The organism is Mizugakiibacter sp., assembly GCF_039680435.1.
GTDB lineage: Bacteria > Pseudomonadota > Gammaproteobacteria > Xanthomonadales > Rhodanobacteraceae > Mizugakiibacter.
Genome location: NZ_JBDKSX010000093.1, coordinates 1 through 23317, shown reverse-complemented (window position 1 = coordinate 23317; position 23317 = coordinate 1). Strand labels below are relative to the sequence as shown.

Below are 23317 nucleotides of genomic sequence, written 5' to 3'. Positions count from 1 at the left end.
GACGATGTCAATTGCGCGCGTAGCGCGCCGCGGCGACGCGGTTGCGGCCGGCGGTCTTGGCGCTGTACACGGCCGCGTCGGCGGCGCCGAGCAGGCCGCGCAGGTTGGGCGCGTCGCAGGTGCGCAGGCTGGCCACGCCGATGCTGATCGTGTAGGCCGTGCCGGAAGGCGCGAACCGCGCCAGCGCCGCGGCGACGTGCCCGCGCAGGCGCTCGGCCAGGGCGAGCGCGGCGGCTTCGTCGCGGCCGTCCAGCACCACCAGGAATTCCTCGCCGCCGAGCCGGCCGAGCAGGTCGCCGGGCTCCAGCCACTGCCGCACCGCCTGCGTGCCGGCGGTCAGCACGGTGTCGCCGAACAGGTGGCCGTGCTCGTCGTTGATGCGCTTGAAGTGGTCGAAGTCGATCATCAGCACGCTGAATTCGCCGCCGTCGCGGATGCGCCGCGCGATCTGCAGTTCGGCCTGGCGCAGCACGTGGCCGCGGTTGTAGACGCCGGTCAGCGCGTCGCTGATCGCGGCCTGGTAGAGCTCGGTGGCCTGCGCGCTGAGCTGCGCGTTGGCGGCGCTCAGCGTGCCGCGCTGCCGCTCCACCTCGGCGTGCTTCAGCGCCAGGTCGCGGTGCAGCCGGCGGGTGGCGCGATAGCGGCCGGCCAGGGCCAGCGCCAGCAGCGCCAGCAGCAGCGCGCCGAGCAGGCTGAGGTTGCGCACCAGCGCCTGCTCGCGCAACTTCAGCGCCTTGACCTCGTTGTCCAGCGTGAGCACGCGGATGCGCTGCGCGGCGGCGTCGCTCTCGTAGCGCGCGCGCAGCGTGGCCAGGCGCTGGCCCGAGCGCACGCCGAGCAGATCCTGGCGCAGCTCGTCGTAGCGGCGCTCGAAGACCAGCGCGAGCCGGTAGTCGCCGCGCGCCTCGGCGAGCGCGCTGCGCAGCCGGCAGGCCTCGATCAGCGGCGGCATCAGGCGCGCGGCATCGAGCAGCCCGATCGCGCGGTCGAGTTCGGCGGCGGCCGCGTCCAGCCGGCCGGCACGGTGGTCGAGCGTGCCCTGCAGCAGCAGGGCGCTGCCGAGGATTTCGTGCTGCCGCAGCGCGTCGCCGAGCGCGAGCGCCTCGCGCACTTCGGCCTGCGCCTCGTCGACGCGGCCGAGGCCGATCAGCGCGCGCGCGATCTGCACGCGCTCGAGGCCGACGTGCGGGCGGTTGCCGAGCATGGTGTCGAGGGCCAGCGCCTGGCGCGCCATCGTCAGCGCACGCTCGGCCTCGCCGCGGTCGTTGAGCAGGACGGCGTAGCTGCCGAGGGTGGAGGCGAGCGAGATCGGATCGGGGCGCGCGCGCTCGGCGTCCAGCGCGCGACGGAAGAACGCGTCGGCCTGCTCGCGGTCGTCGACCTCGCGGTAGAGCAGGGCGATGCTGCGGTAGGTGCCGGCGTCGACCCCGTCGTCGCGGGTCTCGCCGAGGTGCATCGCTTCGAGGTACAGGGCGAGCGCGCCGGCGAAGTCGCCCTGGTCGCGGCGGACCATGCCGAGGTTGGTCAGCGAGCGCTCGATCGCCGCGGGGTCGGCGCGCTCGCGCCGCAGCGCCAGGGCCTGCTGCTGCAGTTGCGCCGCGCGCTGAAGGTCGCCGCGCCGCCGCGCCAGCACCGCGGCGTAGTCGGTCGCGCTGGCGCGGAATCCGCCGTCGGCGGTCGCCTGCGCGTAGTCCAGCAGGTGCCGCACCTGCGCTTCCACCTGCGGATAGCGGCCGAGGATCATCGCGAACTCGGCCTGCTGCTGGCGCGCGGCGTGCGCGCGGCGGTCGTCGCCGCGGCGCTCGGCTTCGGCCTGCACGCGCGACCAGGCGACGGCGGCATCGTCGGGCGCGCCGCAGGCGATTTCCAGCCAGGCGACCAGTTGCAGCAGGGCGAGCCGCGAACCCGGCGGGGCGGAGCCATCGAGCATGCGCTGCAGCGTCGTGGCGGCCGCGGCGATGTGGGGAGCCCACGCGTGCAGGGTGAGGCTGGCGCGGCCGATGGCGTCGGCGGCGGGCGGCGTGGCCGCGCCCGCCGCGCACGGCAGCAGGGCCAGGCTCGCGAGCAGGCCCGGCACGATGCGGCAGAGCGCATGGTGCAGGCGGCCGGTTGCCGTCGCCATCCTCCGGTCCGACACGATCACCTCCGGCCCGTAGCCGGTGCCTATCCTAGCCGTTCCCGCGCCCGCGCGCGTGCGCGCGGGGCCTGGGCGCAGACGCTATAATCCGCGCCCTTTCACGCGGTCGCGGCGCATGTCCAGCCAGCCCCCCAAGATCGGTTTCGTCAGCCTCGGCTGCCCCAAGGCGCTGGTGGATTCCGAGCGCATCCTCACCCAGCTCAAGGTCGAGGGCTACGAGATCGTGCCGCGCTACGACACCGCGGACGCGGTGGTGGTCAACACCTGCGGCTTCATCGACGCCGCCGTGCAGGAATCGCTGGACGCGATCGGCGAGGCGCTGCACGAGAACGGCAAGGTGATCGTCACCGGCTGCCTCGGCAAGCGCGCCGAACTGATCCGCGAGGCCTACCCGGACGTGCTGGCGATCACCGGCCCGCAGGACTACGCCAGCGTGATGGGCGCGGTGCACGAGGCGCTGCCGCCGGCGCACGACCCGTTCGTCGACCTGGTGCCGCCGACCGGCGTCAAGCTGACGCCGAAGCACTACGCCTACCTGAAGATTTCCGAAGGCTGCAATCATCGCTGCAGCTTCTGCATCATCCCGTCGATGCGCGGCGACCTGGTCAGCCGGCCGGTGGACGAGGTGCTGGTCGAGGCGGAGAACCTGGTCAAGGGCGGGGTCAAGGAGCTGCTGGTGATCAGCCAGGACACCAGCGCCTACGGCGTGGACCTCAAGTACGCCGCGCGCGAGTGGCGCGGCAAGGCCTACCGCACGCGCATGACCGAGCTGTGCGAAGGCCTGGCGGAACTCGGCGCGTGGGTGCGCCTGCATTACGTCTACCCGTATCCGCACGTGGACGAGGTGGTGCCGCTGATGGCCGGGGGGAAAATCCTTCCCTATCTCGACATCCCGTTCCAGCACGCCAGTCCGCGCATCCTCAAGCTGATGAAGCGGCCGGGCAACATCGAGAAGACGCTGGAGCGCATCCGCGCCTGGCGCGCGGTGGTGCCGGACCTGACCCTCCGCAGCACCTTCATCGTCGGCTTCCCGGGCGAGACCGATGCCGAGTTCGAGGAGCTGCTGGACTTCCTGCGCGAGGCCGAGCTGGACCGCGTCGGCGCCTTCGCCTACTCGCCGGTCGAGGGCGCCAAGGCCAACGCGCTGCCCGACCCGGTGCCGGAGGAGCTGAAGGAAGACCGCCTCGAGCGCTTCATGGAAGTGCAGGCGGAGGTGAGCGCGGCGAAGCTCCAGCGCAAGATCGGCCGCACGCTCACCGTGCTGGTCGATGAAGCCGGCGCCGACGGCGCGATCGCCCGCTCCAGCGCCGACGCGCCGGAGATCGACGGCGTCGTGCGCATCGTCGATGGCCGCAAGCTGAAGCCCGGCCAGTTCGCCGAGGTCGTGGTCGAGTATGCCGACGCGCACGACCTGACGGCGCGGCTGCGCGGCTGATCGCGGGCACATCGGGAGCTGACGACATGCGAAGGTTCGTGCGAGGGATTCGCCGTATCGCCGCCGCGCTGGCGCTGCTGGCGGCGTCGGCGATACCGGTGGCGCAGGCGGCCGGGACGGCGACGGTGGTCGTCGTGGTGCGCCACGCCGAAAAGGTCGCCGACGGCAGCCGCGATCCGGCGCTCACCGCGGTCGGCCGGGCGCGCGCCGCGGCGCTGGCGGACGCGCTGGCATCGCTTCACGTGGCGCATGTCTATGCGACGCCGTATCGGCGCACGCGCGATACCGCCGCGCCGACCGCGGCCGTGCGCGGCCTGCCTGTCGACGTGCGCGCGATCGCGGACGGCGACGTCGATGCCTATGTGCAGGCGTTGCGCGCGGACATCCTCGCGCATCACCGCGGCGAGACCGTGCTGGTGGTCGGCCACAGCAACACCGTGCCGCAGACGGTCGCCGCCCTGTGCCGCTGCGTCGCCGCGCCGATGGACGAACGCGAATACGACCGCCTGTCGATGGTCGTGCTGGACGGCGACGCGGCGCGCCTCGTCGTGGCGCGCTACGGCGCGCCCTCGCCGTAGACCACCGCGACGATCGCGAAGCGCACGCGTCCACCCGGCAGCTCGGCCTCGAACTCGTCGTCGATGCGCCGCTTCAGCGCGGCGCGCGCCAGCGGGGAATCGACGCTGATCCAGCCCTGGCGCGCATCGGTTTCGTCGGGCCCGACGATGCGGTAGCGCAGGCTCTCGCCGCTGCCGAGGTTCTCGATCTCGATCCAGGCGCCGAAGTACACCGCCTCGCGGTCGGCCGGCACGCCCTCGGCGACCTTCAGCGCGGGGATGCGCTTCGACAGGTAGCGCACGCGGCGGTCGATCTCGCCGAGCTGCTTCTTGCGGTAGGTGTACTCGGCGTTCTCCGAGCGGTCGCCTTCCGCGGCGGCGGCGGCCAGCGCCTTGACGACCTCGGGCCGCACCTGGTGCCAGAGGCGGTCGAGTTCGGCCTTGAGCCGCTCGAAGCCGTCGCGGGTGATGATCGCGGTGGAGCGCGGTGCGGGCGGACGCCAACGGCCCATCGGTATCGTGCAGGCAAGCGGGCCTGGCGTTATGCCAGAGGCGCCGGCCCGGCTCAAGCGCCGGGCCGGCGCCGCGCCCTTGCGTCATTGCCCCATCTTGACCAGATCGGCGGCCGAAACCGGCCCGATCGTCGCGGTGTCGGTATGCCAGGCGATCATGCCGCGGAATTCCAGCGAGGCCTTCATGCCGGTGGTGAGGCCGCGCTTGGTCGAGAGCTCGTCGACCTTCCTGTCCTGTTCCGGCGTGGTCGACGGGCCGACCGCGAGGTAGTCCCAGGCGTCGCCGTTCAGGTGCGCGTACCAGTGCGTGGGCGGCAGGCCGGCGTCGTGCGCCACCTGTTCGCGCGCGGCCATCCATTTGAGAAATTCCAGGTGTATGCCCGGCGCGACGCGATACAGCGAAACCAAGGCGTACGGTTGCTTGCCCGCGGCGGCGGTCTGCGCGTGCGCGGACGGCAGGGCAAAGGCGATGGCGAACAGCGCGAGTACGAGGATGCGACGTTTCATGGTGCGCTCCCTGCGGGCACATGAAGGCCCGACATGCCGGATCAGGGGCATGACCGGGAGCGCCGGCGTCGCTCTGCGGCCAGGCCGCACGGACGGAGGGCGGGGAGGGGCCGGCCACGCGACACCGGGGCCCTGCCCCGGTCAAACGCCGCCGCGGCGCCGCACGCCGCGCGGCGTTTCGGTCCCCGCGCTTCAGGGCGCGCCGAGGCGTGCAGCGAGGGCGCGCAGGGCGGGCGCCGCGGCGTGCCCGGGAAAGCGCGCCAGCGCGGCGGCGATGCGCGCGCGCGCTTCGGCGAGCCGGTCGAGCCGCTCGCCCAGCAGCCGTGCCGCCACCAGCTCGGTATCCGGCAGCAGCGGATGCGTCGGGCTGCGTCGCGCGAAGGCATCCGCCAGTTGCACCGCCAGCCGCGGCATGTCGAGGGTTTCGGCCTTGCTCACCAGCGTCGCCACCTGCTCGGGCGATCCGGGCAGGAATGCGGGGTCGCAGGCGAGGCATTCCTGCGCGATGCTCAACGCCCGGCGCGGTTCGCCGCGCGCGAGCAGGGCGCCGATCCAGGCGCGGCCGTGGGCCAGCAGCGCGGCCGTGTCGCCGGCCTTCCGCAGCAGGCGACGGTAGGCCGCGTGGACCGTATCGGGCGCGTCGCGTTCGCGCAGCCGCCGTGCGAGCAGGTCGAGGGCAAGGCGCGGCTCGCCCTGTGCGACGTGCGCCTGCGCCTGCTCGATCAGCTCGGCGTCGGCGTACCGCCCGACGGCTGTGTCCAGTTGCCACGCCGCGGGGCGATGGCCGATCTCGGCGTGGCGCGCATAGACCAGATAACCCGCCAGGTGGAATTGGAGCACCAGCGCATAGTTGCCGAGCGCGTAGCCGAGCGGGTCGGACAGCAGCACGGGAAGCGCCCCGCCGATCGCACGCTGCAGCACGTGCCGCGCCAGCCCTACCACCAGCCAGATCGCGACCAGCGCAACGTATGCGCCGCCGAACCGCCGCGCGACCGACGCCCAGGTCGCGGGGTTGAGCGCGAGCAGCACGTTGCCGTCCATGGTCAGCGACATGCAGATCGCCGGCAGGATCGCCGCGATGCACACGCGCAGCGCCAGCGCCGCGCCGGCGTGCGCGTGGCCGAGGTGGGCCAGCAGCACCAGCGCGGCCATCTGGATGACGACCAGCGTCCAGGCGACGCGATCCTCGGCGTGCAGCGTGGCCTCGGGCGGATCCGCGTAGCCGTCCGCCGTGCTGCGCAGGCATTCGGCGGCGTACTTGAACATCGCGACCCACACGCCCACCTCGATCACCCAGCCGAGCACCGGCAGGCGATTGGCGAGATGGGCGACGGCGAGCACCGCAATGATCGTCAGCGCCGCCGGCTGCAGCGGATAGCGCAACGCTTCCGCCAGGTGCCGCCCGAAGGGTGCGATCGCGTCGCCTTGGCGGTGGGCGGTGCGCATGCGTCTGGCCAGGCGCTCAGCGCCCGCGGAAGATCGAGCCGAGCACACCGCGCATGATCTGCCGGCCGAGCTGGCTGCCGACCGAGCGCACCGCGGACTTGCCCATCGCCTCGATCAGGCCCTGGCGGCGCTTGGTGCCGAGCAGGGCGTCGCGCACGGCGCCGCTCCAGTCGCCGCCGCCGGCGGGTTGTTGCGTGGCGGCATCGCCGCCGACGGGTGCCGCCTTGCCGGCTTCCTGCGCGCGCCTGGCCAGCATCTCGGCGGCGGATTCGCGCTCGACCGGCGTGTCGTACTTGCCGCCGACCGGCGAGCGCGCGCGCACCGTGGCGCGTTCCGCGTCGGTGATCGCGCCGATGCGGCAGCACGGTGGCACCACCAGCACGCGCTCCACCGGCGACGGCACGCCGCCTTCGCGCAGCGTCGAGGCCAGCGCCTCGCCGACGCCGAGCTGGCCGATCACCTCGGCGACCTTCAGCTTCGGGTTGGGCACGAAGGTCTCCGCCGCGGCCTTGACCGCCTTCTGGTCGCGCGGCGTGAACGCGCGCAGCGCGTGCTGGATGCGGTTGCCGAGCTGGCCGAGGATCTCGTCCGGCACGTCGTCGGGGTTCTGCGAGCAGAAGTACACGCCGACGCCCTTGGAGCGGATCAGGCGCACCACCTGCTCGACGCGCTGGCGCAGCGCCGGCGGGCAGTCGTCGAACAGCAGGTGCGCCTCGTCGAAGAAGAACACCAGCTTCGGCTGCTCGAGGTCGCCGACCTCGGGCAGGCGCTCGAACAGTTCGGACAGCAGCCACAGCAGGAAGCTCGAGTACAGGCGCGGCTTCAGGATCAACTGGTCGGCGGCGAGCACGTTGATCACGCCGCGGCCGGACATGTCCTGGCGCATGAAGTCGGCGAGGTCGAGCGCGGGCTCGCCGAAGAACTGTTCGGCGCCGGCCTGCTCCAGCTTCAGCACGGCGCGCTGGATCGCCGCCACCGACTGCGTGCTGACCAGGCCGTAGCGCTCGGAGATTTCCTTCGCGTGCTCGGCGGCGAACTGCAGCAGCGCGCGCAGGTCGGCGAGGTCGAGCAGCAGCCAGCCGTTGTCGTCGGCCGCCTTGAACAGGACCTCCAGCACGCCCTCCTGGATTTCGTTCAGTTCCATCACCCGCGCCAGCAGGGTCGGGCCCATCTCCGAGACGGTGGTGCGCACGGGGTGGCCGAGCTTGCCGTAGATGTCCCAGAACACCACCGGATCGGCAGCCGGCGCCCAGCCGGCCAGGCCGAGCCGGTCGATGCGCGCCTTCAGCTTGTCGCCGGGCGCGCCGGCGGCCTGCGACAGGCCGGCCAGGTCGCCCTTCACGTCGGCCAGGAACACCGGCACGCCGAGCTTCGAGAAGCCTTCGGCCAGCACCATCAGCGACACCGATTTGCCGGTGCCGGTGGCGCCCGCGATCATGCCGTGGCGATTGCCGTAGCGCGCTTCCAGCACGACCGCGGCGCTGTCGTTCTTGCCGATCAGGATTTCGCTCACCGGACGCCCTCCCTGCAGGCAGGCTGGATTGTATGCCGCGTCACGGACGCTTGAGCGAACGCGGTGCGATGGTTACTTTGTCGCTTTTTGCACGTCCGGAAACCGTCGCATGCCCGCAAGCCGCCGCCTTCTTCCCGCACTCGCCGTCGCCCTCGTCACCGCGCTTGCCGGTTGCACGGCGGCCCCGGCCAGACACGACGGCGCGCCCGGCAAGGTGGACGACAAGGCGGTGGACGCGCTGTACGCCAAGCTCGACGAGGGCAGCCGCACCTACGAGGACGCGCTGCGCCTGCAGCGCGGCGGCAACGCCGGCGCCGATGCAACCATGCACAAGGCGCTCGACGAACTGCTGCGTGCCGCCGCGCAGTGCGGCACCACGGCCGGATGCGATGCGCAGCGTTTCTTCTCCACCTTCGATCGCCTGCTGCGGCTGCAGGACGGCGGCGAGCTGGCCGGAGAGCCGGTCGAGCAGACCTTGCCGGATGCCCAGGCCGACGAGAGTACCTCCGGAGAGCAGTCGCCGGTGCTGCAGGCGGTGCCGCAGGCGCAGCGCACGGTGACCCTGCTGCGCGGTCACAAGCTGTCCGACCTGATCGCGATGAACGGGCCGGTCAAGGCCGCGCTGGAGGAATGGCTGACGCAGATGCGTCCGAACCTGATGGACGCCTGGGTCAACTACCAGTACCTGCGTTACCGGATGTGGCCGGAATACCGCCAGGCGGACCTGCCGGAGGCGCTGCTGTTCGGCATCCTCGCCAAGGAGTCCGGCGGCAAGGTGCACGCGATGTCGCGCTCGGGCGCGGCCGGGCCGCTGCAGTTCATGTACACCACCGGCCTGCGCTTCGGCCTGTCCACGGTCGACGGCTTCGACCAGCGCTTCGACCCGGCCAAGGCGGCGCGCGCCAACGCGGCCTACCTGGACGAGCAGTTGAAGGCGCTGAACGACAACCTCGAACTGGTGCTGGCCGCCTACAACGGCGGCGAGGGCCGCATGCGCCGGCTGGCCGCGGCCAATCCCGACGCCAGCTTCTGGGATCCGAAGATCTACTTCACGCTGTCGCCGGAAACCCGCGAGTACGTGCCGATGGTGCTGGCCGCGGCCTGGCTGTTCCTGCACCCGGAACGCTACAACCTCGAATTCCCGCAGGTCGACGGCGCGCCCGGCCAGATCGAGCTGGCGCAGCCGGCGTCGCTGGCCGAACTGACGGTGTGCCTCGGTCAGGCCGGTGGCATGCGCGACGGCTGGTTCCGTACGCTGCGCAACCTCAATCCGCAGTTGAACCCGCAGGCGCAGCAGCCGGCCGGCACGCGCCTGCAGGTGCCGAAGGTGCTGGAAGCCGCCTATCGGCAGTCCTGCGGCGCCGGCCCCTGGCAGACGTTGGCGGCCGATCTGCACAACGCGGTGGCGCCGGCCCCGCCGCCGGAAGCCGAGCGCCCGCGCACGTATGTCGTGCGCCGCGGTGACACGCTCAGTTCGATCGTGCGCAAGCTCGGCTGCTCGAACCTGCACGCGGTGGCGGAGCTGAACCGCCTGCGCGCGCCGCTGTATTCGCTGCGGCCGGGGCAGTCGCTGCGGCTGCCGTCATGCGCGCGCGACTGAGCCGCGCGCGCCGAACCCCGGGACGATCGGGGGCGTTTCGGGTAGCCGCCGTGGCGTGCGCTGCGCGCACGCCGCGTCGCACGCGCAACTGCGCCGGCCGTCGAAACGCGAAACGCCCGGGACCGGCCGCGGGCGTTTCGTCGGGGTGCGGCGACGGCTGCGGGCGGTCAGGCGGCCGCTTCGCGCGCGGCCCATTCGGCCATCGCGGCATCGCTGCTGCCGGCCGCGCTTTCCTTCAGCGTACGCAGCACGCGCAGCAGCTGGCGGTGCAGCGCCTGCAGGTCGGCGTAGGGCGTGTCCTTGGTTTCGTGGTAAGCCACCGCCAGCCACATCGCCGCTCCGCGCAGGCGCACCTGCAGGTTCTCCGAGCGCGCGCGCTCGAAGCCGATGTCGGTGCCGGCGCCCCACGGCAGGTAGCGCTGGTCCGGCGGCGTGCCGTACAGGTGCGGGAATTCGCTCTTCGCCGCGCAGGCGAATTCCTTCATGGCCAGCAGCGCGAGCTGCTTGCGCGCCGGCACGGACAACTCGCCGATGCCGCGCTCGATGTCGCGGAACTGGCGGCCCAGCCGCACGGCGCGGCTCATGGCGATGATGCGTGTAAGAAAGCGCATGACCCTTCCTCGGACGACCGATACGGACATTGGAGTCCGCCCCTCACCGGACGGCGACTTGAGCATACCGGCAGGAACCCCCGTTTCTGCGCGCGCCGCGTCACAAATTGACGAAGCGCGTCACATTCTGGGGCAAACCCGCCGTAGCGGGAAGGGGGGCACCGCCTGGCGGTCAGAGCGTGCCCAGACGCTCGCCGACGCGCACCGGCCGTTCCGGCGCGAGGCCAGGGGCCAGCGTGCCGCCGTCGGCGGGCAGCAGCACGATCACCGTCGAGCCCATCTCGAAGCGCGCCATCTCGGCGAAGCGCTCGAGGCGCACGCCCTTGCCGCGCCAGTCCTTGCGCACGATGCGCGAGGCGTAGGGCGGGATCTCCGCGCCGCCCCACACGGTGGCCACGCCCGAGACCAGCAGCGCGCCGACCATCACCACCGCGAACGGCCCGCGCTCGCCGCGGAAGTGGCAGACCAGGCGCTCGTTGCGCGCGAACAGCCGCGGCACGCCTTCGACCGCGAACGGCGCCACGCTGAACAGGCGGCCGGGCACGTGCACGGTTTCCAGCAGTTCGCCGGCCAGCGGCATGTGCACGCGGTGGTAGTCGCGCGGCGACAGGTACACGGTGACGAAATGGCCGTCACGGAAGGGCGCGGCGGCCTCGGCGTCGGCGAGCAGTTCGGTCGCGGTGAAGCTCCGGCCCTTGGCCTGGAAGATGCGGCCGGCCTCGATGCGGCCGGCCTGGCTGATGCGGCCGTCGGCGGGGCAGAGCAGGGCCGCCGGGTCGGGCTCGGCGCGGCGCGCGCCCGGTTTCAGCGCGCGGGTGAAGAAGGCGTTGAAGTGCGGGTACGCGCGCGGCGAGGGCTCCGCGGCCTCGGCCATAGCGACGTCGAAGCGCCGCACCACGGCGCCGATCAGGAAGTCCTTCCACGGTCGCCACGTCCAGCGCGTCGCCCAGCGCACGAGCCGGGACAGCGCGCGATGCGGCAGCGCGTACTGCAACCACAGCCTGGCCGACATCTCAGCCGTTCCAGCCGAGCAGGCGTTCGAGATCGCCGGCGATGCTTTCCGCCACCAGCGGTGGGCGGAACAGGCCGAGCTCGCGGCCCTGCGGGTCGATGATCACCGCCGAGGCGCTGTGGTCCACGGTGTAGCCGCCGTGGCCGTCCGGCTCGCGTGCGTACACCAGGCCCAGTGCGCGCGAGAGCCTGGTCAACTCCGCGTCGCTGCCGGTGGCGGCGACGAAGTCGGGGCTGAAGTAGTGCACGTAGTCGCCGAGCCGCTGCGGCGTATCGCGCTGCGGGTCCACCGAGATGAAGTCGATGCGTACCTTGTCGGCGAGGCCCTTGCGCTTGAGTTCCTCGCGCGCCTGCTTGAGCACCTGCAGGGTGGTCGGACAGACGTCGGGGCAACTGGTGTAGCCGAAGAACACCACGGTGTAGCGGCCCTTCCAGTCGGCCGCGGTGAGCGTGCCGCCGTCGGCGCGGGCGAGGCTGAAGTCGGGGATCGCGCGCGGGGCGGGATACAGCACCGCCGCGGTCAGCGCCGGCGGCGTCGGCGCGGCGAAATGGCGCGCGCCCAGCCACAGGCCGAAGGCGGCGGCGAAGGCGGCGACGACGATGACGGTGGTGAGCGATGCGCGGCCGCGCGAATGGAGAGCGTTCATCCGGCGATTATAAGCGGTGCCCGCCGTTATACTGAGCGGCCCTTCGCCGCAGCGCGCCGAGCCGTGACCGCCGAACTCGCCAGCATCGTCGATTTCATCCGCTACGCCGCCAGCCGCTTCGCCGCCGCCGGCCTGACCTTCGGCCACAGCCACGACAACGCCATCGACGAGGCGGCGCACCTGGTGCTGGCGAGCCTGCACCTGCCGCCGGACCTGCCGCCCGCCTACGGCCAGGGCCGGCTGACCGCGGACGAGCGCGCGCGCGTGCTGGCGCTGGTCGAGCGCCGCATCGCCGAGCGTACGCCGGTCGCCTACCTGGTCGGCGAGGCCTGGTTCGCGGGGCTGAAGTTCAAGAGCGATCCGCGCGCGCTGGTGCCGCGTTCGCCGATCGCCGAGCTGATCGAGAGCGACTTCTCGCCCTGGCTGGACGACCGCCACGTCGAGCGCGCGCTGGACCTGTGCACCGGTTCCGGCTGCATCGGCATCGCCATGGCCGAGCGCAATCCCGACTGGCGCGTCGACCTGGTCGACCTCAGCGAGGAGGCGCTGGCGCTGGCGCGCGAGAACATCGCCTTCCAGCACGTCGGCGAGCGCGTGCGCGCGCTGCGCTCCGACCTGTTCGCCGGCATTCCCGGCGAGCGCTACGACCTGATCGTGTCCAACCCGCCGTACGTCACCGAGCAGGAATACGCCGCGATGCCGCCCGAGTACGGCCACGAGCCGCGGCTAGGCTTGACCGCGGGCGACGACGGGCTGGACATCGCGCTGCGCATCCTCGACGAAGCGGCCGAGCATCTCACCGAGGACGGCCTGCTGATCGTCGAGGTGGGCGAGAGCGAGCGCGCCCTGGTCGAGCTGCTGCCGCAGGTGCCGTTCGTGTGGATCGAGTTCAAGGTCGGGCCGATGGGCGTGTTCGCGCTGGAACGCCGCGACCTGGTCGAGCACGCGGGCGCGATCCGCGCGGCGGCGGCGGCCCGCCGCCCGGCCTGAGCGGCAGGCGCCGGTTGGAACTGCACACGCCGCGGCTGCTGATCGACGCGCTGCGCGCGGACGACGCCGAGGCGCTGTTCGGCTACCGCGCCGAGGCGGACGTGGCGCGCTACCAGGGCTGGCGGCCGGCCGACGTCGCCGAGGCGCGCGCGTTCATCCGTGCCCAGGACGGTGCGTCGCCGGCGGTGCCGGGCCGCTGGTGCCAGCGCGCGATCCGCCTGCGCGAAGACGGCCGGCTGATCGGCGACCTGGGCGTGTGCCTGCCGGATTCCGCCGAAGGCTCGGTCGAGTTCGGCATCAGCGTCGCCCCCGCCTGCCAGGGCCGCGGTTATGCCGGCGAGGCGCTGTCGGCGCTGTTCGGGCACGGTTTCGGCACGCTCGGCTGGCACCGCGTCCATGCCTCGGTCGATCCGCGCAATCGCGCCTGCATCGCCCTGCTGCACGCGCTGGGCATGCGCCAGGAAGCGCATTTCCGCGAAAGCCTGTGGCTGCACGGCGCCTGGGTCGACGACGCGGTTTTCGCCCTGTTGGCGCGGGAGTGGCGGCGTGCGCATGCGGCCGGCTGACCCGGCCGGCCGGCCGTCGCGTTAAGCTGCGGCGCTACCCGGCCGTGCAGACATCCATGTCCAGCAACTCCTTCGGCAAGCTGTTCACCGTCACCACCTTCGGCGAAAGCCACGGGCCGGCGATCGGCTGCGTGGTCGACGGCTGCCCGCCGGGCCTGGCGCTGGCGGCGGACGACTTCGCCGCCGATCTCGCGCGTCGCGCCACCGGCCGCTCGCGCTACACCTCGCAGCGCCACGAGGCCGACGCGATCGAGATCCTCTCCGGCGTGTACGCGGGGCGCACCACCGGCACGCCGATCGCGCTGCTGGTCCGCAACGTCGACGCGCGCCCGAAGGACTACGCGGCGCTGGCCGACACCTTCCGCCCCGGCCACGCCGACTACACCTACTGGCACAAGTACGGCATCCGCGATCCGCGCGGCGGCGGGCGCAGCTCCGCGCGCGAGACGACGATGCGCGTGGCCGCGGCGGCGATCGCGAAGAAATGGCTGGCCGAGCGTCATGGCGTGCGCGTGCGCGGCCACCTCGCGCAGATTGGTGAACTGCTGCCGCGCGCGTTCGATTGGGACGCAGTCGAGCGCAACCCATTCTTCTGGCCGGACGCGGCGATGGTGCCGCAACTGGAGACCTACATGGACGCGCTGCGCAAGGCCGGCGACTCGGTCGGCGCGCGCGTGACCGTGGTCGCCGACGGCGTGCCGCCCGGCTGGGGCGAGCCGGTGTACGGCAAGCTCGATGCGGAGCTGGCCGCGGCGCTGATGTCGATCAACGCGGTCAAGGGCGTCGAGATCGGCGCCGGCTTCGCCGCGGTCGCGCAGAAAGGCAGCGCGCATCGCGACGAGATCACCCCCGAGGGCTTCCTCTCCAACCACGCCGGCGGCATCCTCCGCGGCATCTCGAGCGGCCAGCCGGTGGTCGCCTCGATCGCGCTGAAGCCGACCTCCAGCATCCTCGTGCCGGGGCGCAGCGTGAACCTCGCCGGCGAGCCGGCCGAGGTGGTGACGAAAGGGCGCCACGATCCCTGCGTCGGCATCCGCGCCACGCCGATCGCCGAGGCGATGGTGGCGCTGGTGCTGATGGACCAGGCGCTGCGCCACCGCGCGCAGTGCGGCGACGTCGGGCCCGTGGCGCCGCGCGTCGCCTGAGCGGTGGGCATGCGCGGGCCTCGGGATTTTCGACACGGGCGGATGAGGATGGGCGCGGACTGGGCGACAAACACGGTTTCCGGCGCGCTGCCCGCCTCGATCGGCATGCATCCGCATCCGGACCTCTTTTCGGCAAATACTCTCCCATGACGAAGAAGACGAGCTACAAGGTAGCGATGGTCGGCGCCACCGGCGCCGTGGGCGAAGCGCTGCTGTCGATCCTGGCCGAGCGCAAGTTTCCGGTCGGCGAACTGGTGCCGCTGGCCAGCGCGCGCTCGGCCGGCGAGAAGGTGGAGTTCGGCAGCAAGCGCGTCACCGTGCGCAACCTGGCGGAGTACGACTTCGCCGGCGTCGACATCGCATTCTTCTCCGCCGGCGGCAAGGTCAGCCGCGAGCACGCGCCGCGCGCCGCCGCGGCCGGCGCGGTGGTGATCGACAACACCTCCGAGTTCCGCTACCAGGACGACATCCCGCTGGTGGTCAGCGAGGTCAATCCGCACGCGATCGCGCACCACGTGCATCGCGGCATCATCGCCAATCCGAACTGCTCGACGATGCAGATGCTGGTCGCGCTGGCGCCGATCCACCGCGCCGTCGGCATCGAGCGCATCAACGTCGCCACCTACCAGTCGGTGTCCGGCGCGGGGCGTTCCGGGCTGGAGGAACTCGGCCGGCAGACCGCGGCGCTGCTCAATTTCCAGGACGTGAAGCCGTCGAAGTTCCAGGCGCAGATCGCCTTCAACCTGATCCCGCAGATCGACGATTTCCAGGACAACGGCTACACGCGCGAGGAAATGAAGATGGTGTGGGAGACGCGCAAGATCCTCGAGGACGAGGCGATCGGCGTGAACCCGACCGCGGTGCGCGTGCCGGTGTTCTACGGCCACGCCGAGGCCGTGCACATCGAGACCCGCGACAGGATCACGGCCGGGCAGGCGCGCGCGCTGCTGGAGAAGGCTCCCGGCGTGGTCGTGGTCGACGAGCGTCGGCCGGGCGGCTATCCGACGCCGGTGTCGCACGCCGCGGGCAAGGATCCGGTCTACGTGGGGCGCATCCGCGACGACCTCTCCCACCCGCGCGGCCTCGATTTGTGGGTCGTAGCCGACAATATCCGCAAGGGGGCCGCCCTGAATGCTGTTCAGGTGGCCGAACTCTTGGTAAAAACCTTTTCGTAAACTAAAGTTGCGACACCGTCGTGAGGTCGCGTCGAGTTTCGTGGCCGGCGCGGCGGTTGCAGAAGCCTTTGGGGGGCTAGAACCATGAAGCGTTCATACAAGCTGCCGATGGCCGTCGCGTTCGCGCTGACCCTCGGCAGCACGCAGGCCCTGGCCCTCGGCCTCGGGCAAATCCAGGTCAAGTCCGCGCTGAACCAGCCGCTGGTCGCCGAGATCCCGGTGATCGTGGACAGCCCGGCCGAAGCGGAAGGCCTGCAGGTGGCGCTGGCTTCCGACGAGGATTTCAGCCGCATCGGCCTGAGCCGCGGCAACCTCAACGTGCCGATCGATTTCGCGGTGGGCACCGACGCGCAGGGCCGCGCGGTGATCCGCGTCACCAGCAAGGACGCGGTGCGCGATCCCTACCTCGACTTCCTGGTCCAGGTGAACTGGGCCAAGGGCAGGCTGCTGCGCGAATACACCGTGCTGCTCGACCCGGTCGTCGCGCCGAGCCGCGGCGTGGTCGCCGCGCCTGCGCGCAGCGCCGCTGCGGCCAGCCGCCCTGCGCCCGAAGCGGCGCCCGCGGCAGCTGCGCCCGCACCTGCACCTGCAGCCGAACGCGCCGCCGCCTCCGCTGCGCCGTCCACCGTCGGCGCGGCCTCGCCGGGCGCGGGTGCGCCGAGCGCGGCCGGCAGCGGCAGCTACGAGGTCAAGGCCGGCGACACCCTCTGGGAGATCGCCAACACGCACCGGCCGGGCAGCGGCATCGACGTCAACCAGATGATGCTGGCCCTGCTCAAGGCCAACCCGGACGCGTTCTACAAGGACAACGTCAACACGATGAAGCGGGGCGCGATCCTGCGCATCCCCGGTCGCGACCAGATCGCCGAGGCGGGTTCGGCCGAGGCCGCGGCGGCGGAGATCCACCGCCAGTTCGAGGATTGGCGCGGCAGCACGGCGCAGAAGCCCACCGTGGTCGCCGCCGAAGCCGGTACCGCGGCTTCCCGGCCGGCGCCCGCTGTCGCGAAGCCGGCTGCGGGCGACCGCCTGCGACTGGTGCCGCCGGAGGAAGGCGGCACCAGTGCGAACACCCGCGCCGGCGTCGCCGGCGGCACCGAGGCCGCGGCGGTGAACGGCCTCAGGCAGGGTCTGGCGCGCGCCAAGGAAACCCTGGCCGCGCAGCAGCAGGAAGCCGACGAGCTGAAGGCTCGGCTGAAGGAAAGCGAGGACCTCAACAGCAAGAACCAGCGCCTGCTGAGCCTCAAGGACGCCGAAATCGCCGAGCTGCAGCGCAAGCTGGCCGAGGTGCAGAAGCAGGCCGGAGCGCCGGCCGCGGCGCCCAGGCCGGTGCAGCCGGTACCTGCGCCGGTGGCCGCGGCACCCAAGCCCGCCGCCACGGTTGCGACCGCGTCCGCCGCGGCGTCCACGGCCGCCAAGCCGGCGTCCGCGAGCAGCGTCGCCGGGGCCACGCCTGCGGCCGCCGCCAGTGCGGCTGCCCGGAAGCCTGTCGAATCCGTGCCGACCCAGGCCAAGCCGGTCAGCACCACCAAGCCGCTGCCGCCGGCGGCGGCGCCCCGCACCGAGCCGCTCGGCGAGGAAATCCCGTGGTGGAACCGGCAAGACTTGCTGCTGCCGGCCGGCGGCGTGGTCGCGGTGGGCCTGGTCCTGTTCGGTCTGCTGCGCCTGCGGCGTCGTCCCAAGCCGGAGCCGGCCGCGAGCGGCATCTCCAGCCGGTTCGGCGATTCGCCGCTGGCGGACGAGCAGCCAGTCGATACCGCCTACGGCGAGGAAGAGGACTCCCTGCTCTCCCAGCTCGCAGAGCATCCGGACGACATCGGCCTGCACCTGGAGCTGGCCAGCCTGTACTACGCGCACCGCGACGTCGAGCGCTTCGAGGCCGCCGCGGAGGCGATGCACGCGCACGTCGCCGATCCCGGCCAGCCGGAATGGCAGGAAGTGCACGCGATGGGCGAGGAACTCGCACCGCAGCACCCGCTGTTCGCGCCGGCGGGCGCGCCGCATGCCGACGAGGCGCCGGCGTCCGCGCACGATGACGAGAGTGGCGCGCTGGAAAGCTTCGATCTCGGCCAGTACGCGGACGAGGCGCCGGCCGCGGCCGCGGCCGCGCGCAGCAGCGAGTACAGCTTCGATTTCGACCTGACGCCGCACGCGTCCCCGGCCGAGCCGGCGGCGCAGGCGCCGGTCGGCGGCGAGGAGGCGGACTTCGGACTGCCGGCGCTCGATCTCGGCGACGAACTGCCCGCGGCCGCGCCGCCCGCCGAGCCGTCGCACGCGGCGCCCGGCGAGTTGGAGGCGCTGCCTGCGTTCGATCTTGGCGATCTCGGCCAGGCGCCGGCGCCGCAGGGCGCGGCGGCCGCGGCGCCGTCCGCCGGGTACGGCGACGATCCGGTCGACACCAAGCTGGACCTGGCGCGCGCCTACCTCGACATGGGCGATCCGGACGGCGCCCGCGCGATGCTCGAGGAGGTGCTGGCCGAAGGCAGCGCGAAGCAGAAATCCGAGGCGCAGAAGCTGCTCGGCGAGATCGGCTGAGCCGCCGCGCGCGCGATCCGGGCCGCGGCCTGCGGGTCGCGGCCCGCGCTTTTTGCGCCGTGTCCCGCTTGGTCCCCCCGCACCGACGCGATTAGCCTTCCCGTCCCCTGTCTCCCGTCTCCCGCGCATGCGCATCGCCCTCGGCATCGAATACGACGGCACCGATTTCTTCGGCTGGCAGCGGCTGTCGCACGGGCGCAGCGTGCAGGCCGCGGTGGAAGCGGCGCTGTCGTTCGTGGCCGCGCATCCGGTCGAGGTGACCTGCGCCGGCCGCACCGACGCCGGCGTGCACGCGCGCTGCCAGGTGGTGCACTTCGACAGCGCGGCCGAACGCAGCCTGCGCGGCTGGGCGCTGGGCGCCAACTCGCGGCTGCCGCCGGCGGTCGCGGTGCGCTGGGCCTGTCCCGTGGCCGACGATTTCCACGCCCGCTACGCGGCGCGCGCGCGGCGCTATCGCTACGTGATCCTCAACCGCCAGGCGCGGCCGGCGCTGGAGGCGCGCTACGTCGCCTGGGAGCGGTTGCCGCTGGACGCGGCGGCGATGCACGCGGCGGCGCAGGCGCTGGTGGGCGAGCGCGATTTTTCGGCGTTCCGCACGGTCGCCTGCCAGGCGCGCTCGCCGATGCGCAATCTGCGCGAGATCGGCGTCGTGCGCGAGGGCGACAAGGTGATCGTCGAGGTCGAGGCCAACGCCTTCCTGCACCACATGGTGCGCAACATCGTCGGCTCGCTGCTGGTGGTCGGACGCGGCGAGCGGCCGACGCGCTGGATCGCGGAGCTGCTGGCGGGGCGCGACCGCAGCGTGGCCGGCCCGACCGCGCCCGCGGCCGGGCTGACCTTCATCGGACCGCGATATCCGGCACAATGGGGGCTTCCCGACGAGGTCAGCCGCTGAGGCCAAGGTGCGCGTACGCGTCAAATGCTGCGGAATCACGCGCGTCGAGGATGCGCTGGCGGCGGCGCACCTTGGCGCCGACGCGGTCGGCCTGGTCTTCGCGCGGCGCAGCCCGCGCCATGTCGAGCCGCGCCAGGCGGCGGCGATCCGCGCGGCGCTGCCGCCGTTCGTGACCGTGGTGGCGCTGTTCATGGACGACGACGTGGCCTGGGTGGCCCAGGTGCTGAACGCGGTCAAGCCGGACCTGCTGCAGTTCCATGGCGCGGAGCCGGCGGCGTTCTGCGGGATCTTCGGCCGGCCGTACCTGAAGGCCGTGCCGATGGCCTCGGTGACCGACGTCGAAGCCTACGCCGCGGCGCACCCGCTCGCCTGCGGCTTCCTGCTCGACGCGCACGCGGCGGGCGAGGCCGGCGGCAGCGGACGCGCGTTCGACTGGACGCGCGCGCCGCGGGATTTCGCGCGGCCGCTGGTGCTGGCCGGCGGACTGACGCCCGATAACGTCGGCGGCGCGGTGCGCACGGCGCGGCCATGGGGCGTGGACGTGTCCAGCGGCGTGGAGAGCGCGCCGGGCGTCAAGGATGCCGCGAAGCTGCGGCGCTTCATCGAAGAAGTCGAGCGAGCCGGACGTGACATCGAAGATCGCACCACCTGAGGATTTCCACGCCTATCCGGACGCGCGCGGCCGCTTCGGGCCGTACGGCGGCGTGTACGTCGCCGAAACGCTGATGGCGCCGCTGGAGGCGCTGGCGGAAACGTACCTGCGCCTGCGCGACGACCCGCAGTTTCGCGCCGAGCTCGATCGCGACCTCGCGCATTACGTCGGCCGGCCCAGTCCGATCTACCACGCCGAGCGGCTGTCCGCCGAGGTCGGCGGCGCGCAGATCCTGCTCAAGCGCGAGGACCTCAACCACACCGGCGCGCACAAGATCAACAACACGGTCGGCCAGGCGCTGGTGGCCAGGCGCATGGGCAAGACGCGCATCATCGCCGAGACCGGCGCCGGCCAGCACGGCGTGGCCAGCGCCACCGTGGCCGCGCGCCTGGGGCTGAAGTGCGTGGTGTACATGGGCGCGGTCGACATCGAGCGCCAGGCGATCAACGTCTACCGCATGAAGCTGCTCGGCGCCGAAGTGGTGCCGGTCACCTCCGGCTCGAAGACGCTGAAGGACGCGCTGAACGAGGCGCTGCGCGACTGGGTCACCAATGTCGCCGACACCTTCTACATCATCGGCACCGTCGCCGGCCCGCACCCGTACCCGATGATGGTGCGCGATTTCAACGCCATCGTCGGCCGCGAGGCGCGCGCGCAGATGCTTGCGCAGTACGGCCGCCTGCCGGATGCGATCACCGCCTGCGTCGGCGGCGGCTCCAACGCGATCGGACTGTTCCACGCCTTCCTCAACGATCGCCGCGTGCGCATCGTCGGCGCGGAAGCGGCTGGCGAGGGGCTGGCGACGGGCCGTCACGCCGCATCGCTGGCCGCGGGCCGCCCCGGCGTGCTGCACGGCAACCGCACCTACGTGATCTGCGACGACAACGGCCAGATCGGCGAGACGCACTCGATCTCGGCCGGCCTCGACTATCCCGGCGTCGGCCCCGAACACGCCTTCCTCAAGGACACCGGCCGCGCCGAGTACGTCGGCGTCAGCGACGACGAGGCGCTCGCGGCGTTCCACCGGCTGGCGCGTACCGAAGGCATCCTCGCCGCGCTGGAATCCAGCCACGCCGTCGCGCAGGCGATCAAGCTGGCGCGCGAATACCCGAAAGACGCCATCGTGCTGTGCAACCTGTCGGGGCGCGGCGACAAGGATGTGCATACGATCGCGCAGCGCGAGGGGATCACCTTGTGAAGGCCGGACTGGTTAGGGGCGGGTTCGGGACTCGGGACCCGGGACTCGGGACTCGGGAAAGAGCCCGAGCAATGGTCGGTTGTGCCCAGGCCGGGCGTTTCGACATTCGTTGGCTGCGAGAAAGCGAGAATCCTCGCGTTGCGACGTTTTGCCGAGTCCCGAGCCCCGAGTCGCGAGTCCCGCGGTCATGAACCGCATCGACCAACGTTTCGCCGAACTCAAGGCCGCCGGCCGCACCGGGCTGATCCCGTTCGTCACCGCCGGCGATCCCTCGCCCGAGGGCGTGGTGCCGCTGCTGCACGCGCTGGTCGCGGCCGGCGCCGACCTGATCGAGCTGGGCGTGCCGTTCTCCGATCCGATGGCCGACGGCCCGGTGATCCAGCATGCCGGCGAGCGCGCGCTGGCGAAGGGCGTGGGTCTGGATGCGATCCTCGCTTGGGTGCGCGCGTTCCGCGCCACGGATATGGCTACGCCCGTCGTGCTGATGGGCTATCTCAATCCCATCGAGGTCCACGGCTACGAACGCTTCGCCCGGGAGGCGGCGCAGGCGGGCGTGGACGGCGTGCTGCTGGTGGACTGCCCGCTGGAAGAGGCCGACACCGGTGCGGCGATCCGCGCCGCCGGCCTGTGCCGGATCCAGCTCGCCGCGCCGACCACTTCGGCGGCCCGGCTGGAGCGCCTGTGCGGGGCCGCGGAGGGTTTCCTGTACTATGTCTCGTTCGCCGGCATCACCGGCGCGGCGAGGCTGAGCGTGGCCGAGATCGAGTCGCGGGTGGGCGCGATCCGCGCGCGGGCACAGGCGCCCGTGGCGGTCGGCTTCGGCGTGCGCGACGCGGCCAGCGCCGCGGCGATCGCCGCGTTCGCGGACGCGGTGGTGATCGGCAGTGCGCTGGTGCAGCGCCTGGCCGGCAGCGCGGACGCCGCCGAGACGTGCGCGCGGGCGCAGGCGTTCCTGGCGCCGATCCGGGGTGCGCTCGATGCGCGCGCCGCGCATGCCGCGTGAAGGCGGCGACAAACGCGATACCGACGCGGCGCCGTCCGGGCCGCCGCGGCCGACGGGAGAGGTCAACGACGTGAGCTGGCTGCAGAAACTGGTGTCATCGCGCATCCGCACGCAGAGCAACGGCGGCAAGGGCAAGGTGCCGGAAGGCGTGTGGGAGAAGTGCGGCGGCTGCGGCACCGTGCTGTACCGGCCGGAGCTGGAGCGCAGCCTGATGGTGTGCCCGAAGTGCGGCCACCACCACGCCATCGGCGCGCGCGCGCGGTTGGCGGCATTCCTCGACGAAGGCAGCGGCGCCGAGATCGCGGCCGACCTCGCGCCGGTCGACGCGCTCAGGTTCAAGGACTCCAAGAAATACCGCGACCGCATCGCCGCCGCCGAGAAGAACACCGGCGAAAAGGACGCGCTGATCGCGATGCGCGGCACGCTCAAGCAGCGGCCGCTGGCGGCGTGCGCGTTCGAGTTCGGCTACATGGGCGGCTCGATGGGTTCGGTGGTCGGCGAGAAGTTCACCCGCGCCGCCGAACTGGCGCTGCGAGAGCGCATGCCGCTGGTGTGCTTCGCCGCCACCGGCGGCGCGCGCATGCAGGAAGGCCTGCTGTCGCTGATGCAGATGGCCAAGACCTCGGCCGCGCTGGCGCGCATGCGCGACGCCGGCGTGCCGTACGTCTCCGTGTTGACCCATCCGACCACCGGCGGCGTCTCCGCCAGCCTCGGCATGCTCGGCGACATCAACATCGGCGAGCCGAAGGCGCTGATCGGCTTCGCCGGCCCGCGCGTGATCGAGCAGACCGTGCGCGAAACCCTGCCGGCCGGCTTCCAGCGCTCGGAATTCCTGCTCGAGCACGGCGCCATCGACCTGATCGTCGACCGCCGCGAGATGCGCGACAAGCTCGCCGACCTGCTGGCGATCCTGACCCGGCAGCCGAAGGTTGCCTGACGTTCGGGGCGCGGGGATTCGCAATCCCCGCCTCGGATACTGCTCGCGAGTGTTCCTGCGGCGGGCGGCTCGGCAGGCGAGCATCGCAGCGGCCTTCGACTCTTGTCTCCCTCGCCCGCCTCCGGCGGGAGAGGGCCGGGGTGAGGGTGGCGGCGCCGCAAGGCGCCTGCTCGTGCGTGCGTCGCGACCCGCCTCGTTCCGCTCGCTGCCGCGAGCGGGTGTCTTTCTCTTGCTTGTCCAAGAGAAAG

Annotated in this window: 21 protein-coding genes; 13 read left to right on the top strand and 8 right to left on the bottom strand. The window is 72.3% G+C overall.

What is annotated here, in order from left to right; all coding sequences use genetic code 11:
* Window positions 1-7: 7 nt before the first annotated feature.
* Entirely contained in the window at window positions 8-2122 is a 2115-nt protein-coding gene (locus tag ABFC67_RS09985) for a diguanylate cyclase (RefSeq protein ID WP_346737873.1), read from the bottom strand.
* A gap of 130 nt (window positions 2123-2252) precedes the next feature.
* On the opposite strand from ABFC67_RS09985, the gene rimO reads away from it, so the two are divergent.
* Both rimO and ABFC67_RS09975 read left to right on the top strand, forming a co-directional pair.
* Window positions 2253-3572, top strand: a complete 1320-nt coding sequence (rimO, locus tag ABFC67_RS09980) for a 30S ribosomal protein S12 methylthiotransferase RimO (RefSeq protein ID WP_346737872.1) — start codon at window positions 2253-2255, stop codon at window positions 3570-3572.
* A gap of 26 nt (window positions 3573-3598) precedes the next feature.
* Window positions 3599-4150, top strand: a complete 552-nt coding sequence (locus ABFC67_RS09975; protein WP_346737871.1) for a phosphoglycerate mutase family protein — start codon at window positions 3599-3601, stop codon at window positions 4148-4150.
* Here the strand turns inward: ABFC67_RS09975 and greB are convergent.
* The 4 genes from greB to ABFC67_RS09955 all read right to left on the bottom strand — a co-directional run bounded on the left by greB (window position 4129) and on the right by ABFC67_RS09955 (window position 8107).
* Window positions 4129-4641, bottom strand: coding sequence for a transcription elongation factor GreB (greB, locus tag ABFC67_RS09970; RefSeq protein ID WP_346737870.1), 513 nt, complete (start codon window positions 4639-4641; stop codon window positions 4129-4131). The genes ABFC67_RS09975 and greB overlap by 22 nt on opposite strands.
* 84 nt (window positions 4642-4725) lie before the next feature.
* Window positions 4726-5148 (bottom strand): hypothetical protein, encoded by a 423-nt coding sequence (locus ABFC67_RS09965; RefSeq protein ID WP_346737869.1) that lies wholly within the window; start codon window positions 5146-5148, stop codon window positions 4726-4728.
* A gap of 192 nt (window positions 5149-5340) precedes the next feature.
* Window positions 5341-6594 (bottom strand): hypothetical protein, encoded by a 1254-nt coding sequence (locus ABFC67_RS09960; RefSeq protein ID WP_346737868.1) that lies wholly within the window; start codon window positions 6592-6594, stop codon window positions 5341-5343.
* A gap of 16 nt (window positions 6595-6610) precedes the next feature.
* A complete protein-coding gene (locus tag ABFC67_RS09955; RefSeq protein ID WP_346737867.1) occupies window positions 6611-8107 on the bottom strand; it encodes a helicase HerA-like domain-containing protein in 1497 nt (498 codons plus the stop codon).
* A gap of 109 nt (window positions 8108-8216) precedes the next feature.
* On the opposite strand from ABFC67_RS09955, the gene ABFC67_RS09950 reads away from it, so the two are divergent.
* The gene (locus ABFC67_RS09950; RefSeq protein WP_346737866.1) at window positions 8217-9707 is read left to right on the top strand and encodes a transglycosylase SLT domain-containing protein; all 1491 of its coding nucleotides are present in this window, start codon (window positions 8217-8219) and stop codon (window positions 9705-9707) included.
* Window positions 9708-9874: 167 nt separating this feature from the next.
* On the opposite strand, the gene ABFC67_RS09945 is transcribed toward ABFC67_RS09950, so the two are convergent.
* The 3 genes from ABFC67_RS09945 to ABFC67_RS09935 all read right to left on the bottom strand — a co-directional run bounded on the left by ABFC67_RS09945 (window position 9875) and on the right by ABFC67_RS09935 (window position 11976).
* Window positions 9875-10318 carry a hypothetical protein gene (locus ABFC67_RS09945; RefSeq protein WP_346737865.1) on the bottom strand — a complete coding sequence of 148 codons (444 nt, stop codon included), beginning with the start codon at window positions 10316-10318 and terminating at the stop codon, window positions 9875-9877.
* 172 nt (window positions 10319-10490) lie between these two features.
* Entirely contained in the window at window positions 10491-11330 is an 840-nt protein-coding gene (gene asd / locus ABFC67_RS09940; protein WP_346737864.1) for an archaetidylserine decarboxylase, read from the bottom strand.
* Window position 11331: 1 nt separating this feature from the next.
* On the bottom strand, window positions 11332-11976 hold the full coding sequence (locus tag ABFC67_RS09935; protein WP_346737863.1) for an SCO family protein: 645 nt from the start codon (window positions 11974-11976) through the stop codon (window positions 11332-11334).
* Between the two features lie 63 nt (window positions 11977-12039).
* Between ABFC67_RS09935 and prmB the strand changes: the two genes are divergently transcribed.
* The 10 genes from prmB to accD all read left to right on the top strand — a co-directional run bounded on the left by prmB (window position 12040) and on the right by accD (window position 23069).
* A complete protein-coding gene (gene prmB / locus ABFC67_RS09930) occupies window positions 12040-12966 on the top strand; it encodes a 50S ribosomal protein L3 N(5)-glutamine methyltransferase (protein ID WP_346737862.1) in 927 nt (308 codons plus the stop codon).
* A 14-nt stretch (window positions 12967-12980) separates the two neighbouring features.
* On the top strand, window positions 12981-13532 hold the full coding sequence (locus tag ABFC67_RS09925; protein WP_346737861.1) for a GNAT family protein: 552 nt from the start codon (window positions 12981-12983) through the stop codon (window positions 13530-13532).
* A gap of 56 nt (window positions 13533-13588) precedes the next feature.
* Complete coding sequence (gene aroC, locus ABFC67_RS09920; protein WP_346737860.1) at window positions 13589-14677, top strand: chorismate synthase; 1089 nt, start codon at window positions 13589-13591, stop codon at window positions 14675-14677.
* A gap of 146 nt (window positions 14678-14823) precedes the next feature.
* Window positions 14824-15852 (top strand): aspartate-semialdehyde dehydrogenase, encoded by a 1029-nt coding sequence (locus tag ABFC67_RS09915; RefSeq protein ID WP_346737859.1) that lies wholly within the window; start codon window positions 14824-14826, stop codon window positions 15850-15852.
* A gap of 84 nt (window positions 15853-15936) precedes the next feature.
* Window positions 15937-18384 carry a FimV/HubP family polar landmark protein gene (locus tag ABFC67_RS09910; protein ID WP_346737858.1) on the top strand — a complete coding sequence of 816 codons (2448 nt, stop codon included), beginning with the start codon at window positions 15937-15939 and terminating at the stop codon, window positions 18382-18384.
* 127 nt (window positions 18385-18511) lie between these two features.
* Complete coding sequence (gene truA, locus ABFC67_RS09905) at window positions 18512-19279, top strand: tRNA pseudouridine(38-40) synthase TruA (RefSeq protein WP_346737857.1); 768 nt, start codon at window positions 18512-18514, stop codon at window positions 19277-19279.
* Window positions 19280-19286: 7 nt separating this feature from the next.
* Window positions 19287-19931: a phosphoribosylanthranilate isomerase gene (locus ABFC67_RS09900; RefSeq protein ID WP_346737856.1), complete on the top strand. Its 645-nt coding sequence runs from the start codon at window positions 19287-19289 to the stop codon at window positions 19929-19931.
* Window positions 19918-21129, top strand: coding sequence for a tryptophan synthase subunit beta (gene trpB, locus ABFC67_RS09895; protein WP_346737935.1), 1212 nt, complete (start codon window positions 19918-19920; stop codon window positions 21127-21129). The genes ABFC67_RS09900 and trpB overlap by 14 nt, the downstream gene beginning before the upstream one ends.
* Before the next feature lie 187 nt (window positions 21130-21316).
* A complete protein-coding gene (gene trpA, locus ABFC67_RS09890) occupies window positions 21317-22132 on the top strand; it encodes a tryptophan synthase subunit alpha (protein WP_346737855.1) in 816 nt (271 codons plus the stop codon).
* A 70-nt stretch (window positions 22133-22202) separates the two neighbouring features.
* Window positions 22203-23069 (top strand): acetyl-CoA carboxylase, carboxyltransferase subunit beta, encoded by an 867-nt coding sequence (gene accD / locus ABFC67_RS09885; RefSeq protein ID WP_346737934.1) that lies wholly within the window; start codon window positions 22203-22205, stop codon window positions 23067-23069.
* The last annotated feature ends 248 nt before the right edge of the window (window positions 23070-23317 follow it).

Coding starts and splice junctions, on each gene's coding strand:
- trpA (WP_346737855.1), top strand. CDS start 21,317: ATGAACCGCATCGACCAACGTTTCGCCGAACTCAAGGCCGCCGGCCGC.
- ABFC67_RS09965 (WP_346737869.1), bottom strand. CDS start 5,148: ATGAAACGTCGCATCCTCGTACTCGCGCTGTTCGCCATCGCCTTTGCC.
- ABFC67_RS09950 (WP_346737866.1), top strand. CDS start 8,217: ATGCCCGCAAGCCGCCGCCTTCTTCCCGCACTCGCCGTCGCCCTCGTC.
- greB (WP_346737870.1), bottom strand. CDS start 4,641: ATGGGCCGTTGGCGTCCGCCCGCACCGCGCTCCACCGCGATCATCACC.
- asd (WP_346737864.1), bottom strand. CDS start 11,330: ATGTCGGCCAGGCTGTGGTTGCAGTACGCGCTGCCGCATCGCGCGCTG.
- truA (WP_346737857.1), top strand. CDS start 18,512: ATGCGCATCGCCCTCGGCATCGAATACGACGGCACCGATTTCTTCGGC.
- ABFC67_RS09935 (WP_346737863.1), bottom strand. CDS start 11,976: ATGAACGCTCTCCATTCGCGCGGCCGCGCATCGCTCACCACCGTCATC.
- ABFC67_RS09985 (WP_346737873.1), bottom strand. CDS start 2,122: ATGGCGACGGCAACCGGCCGCCTGCACCATGCGCTCTGCCGCATCGTG.
- ABFC67_RS09915 (WP_346737859.1), top strand. CDS start 14,824: ATGACGAAGAAGACGAGCTACAAGGTAGCGATGGTCGGCGCCACCGGC.
- aroC (WP_346737860.1), top strand. CDS start 13,589: ATGTCCAGCAACTCCTTCGGCAAGCTGTTCACCGTCACCACCTTCGGC.
- ABFC67_RS09945 (WP_346737865.1), bottom strand. CDS start 10,318: ATGCGCTTTCTTACACGCATCATCGCCATGAGCCGCGCCGTGCGGCTG.
- ABFC67_RS09960 (WP_346737868.1), bottom strand. CDS start 6,594: ATGCGCACCGCCCACCGCCAAGGCGACGCGATCGCACCCTTCGGGCGG.
- rimO (WP_346737872.1), top strand. CDS start 2,253: ATGTCCAGCCAGCCCCCCAAGATCGGTTTCGTCAGCCTCGGCTGCCCC.
- ABFC67_RS09975 (WP_346737871.1), top strand. CDS start 3,599: ATGCGAAGGTTCGTGCGAGGGATTCGCCGTATCGCCGCCGCGCTGGCG.
- ABFC67_RS09910 (WP_346737858.1), top strand. CDS start 15,937: ATGAAGCGTTCATACAAGCTGCCGATGGCCGTCGCGTTCGCGCTGACC.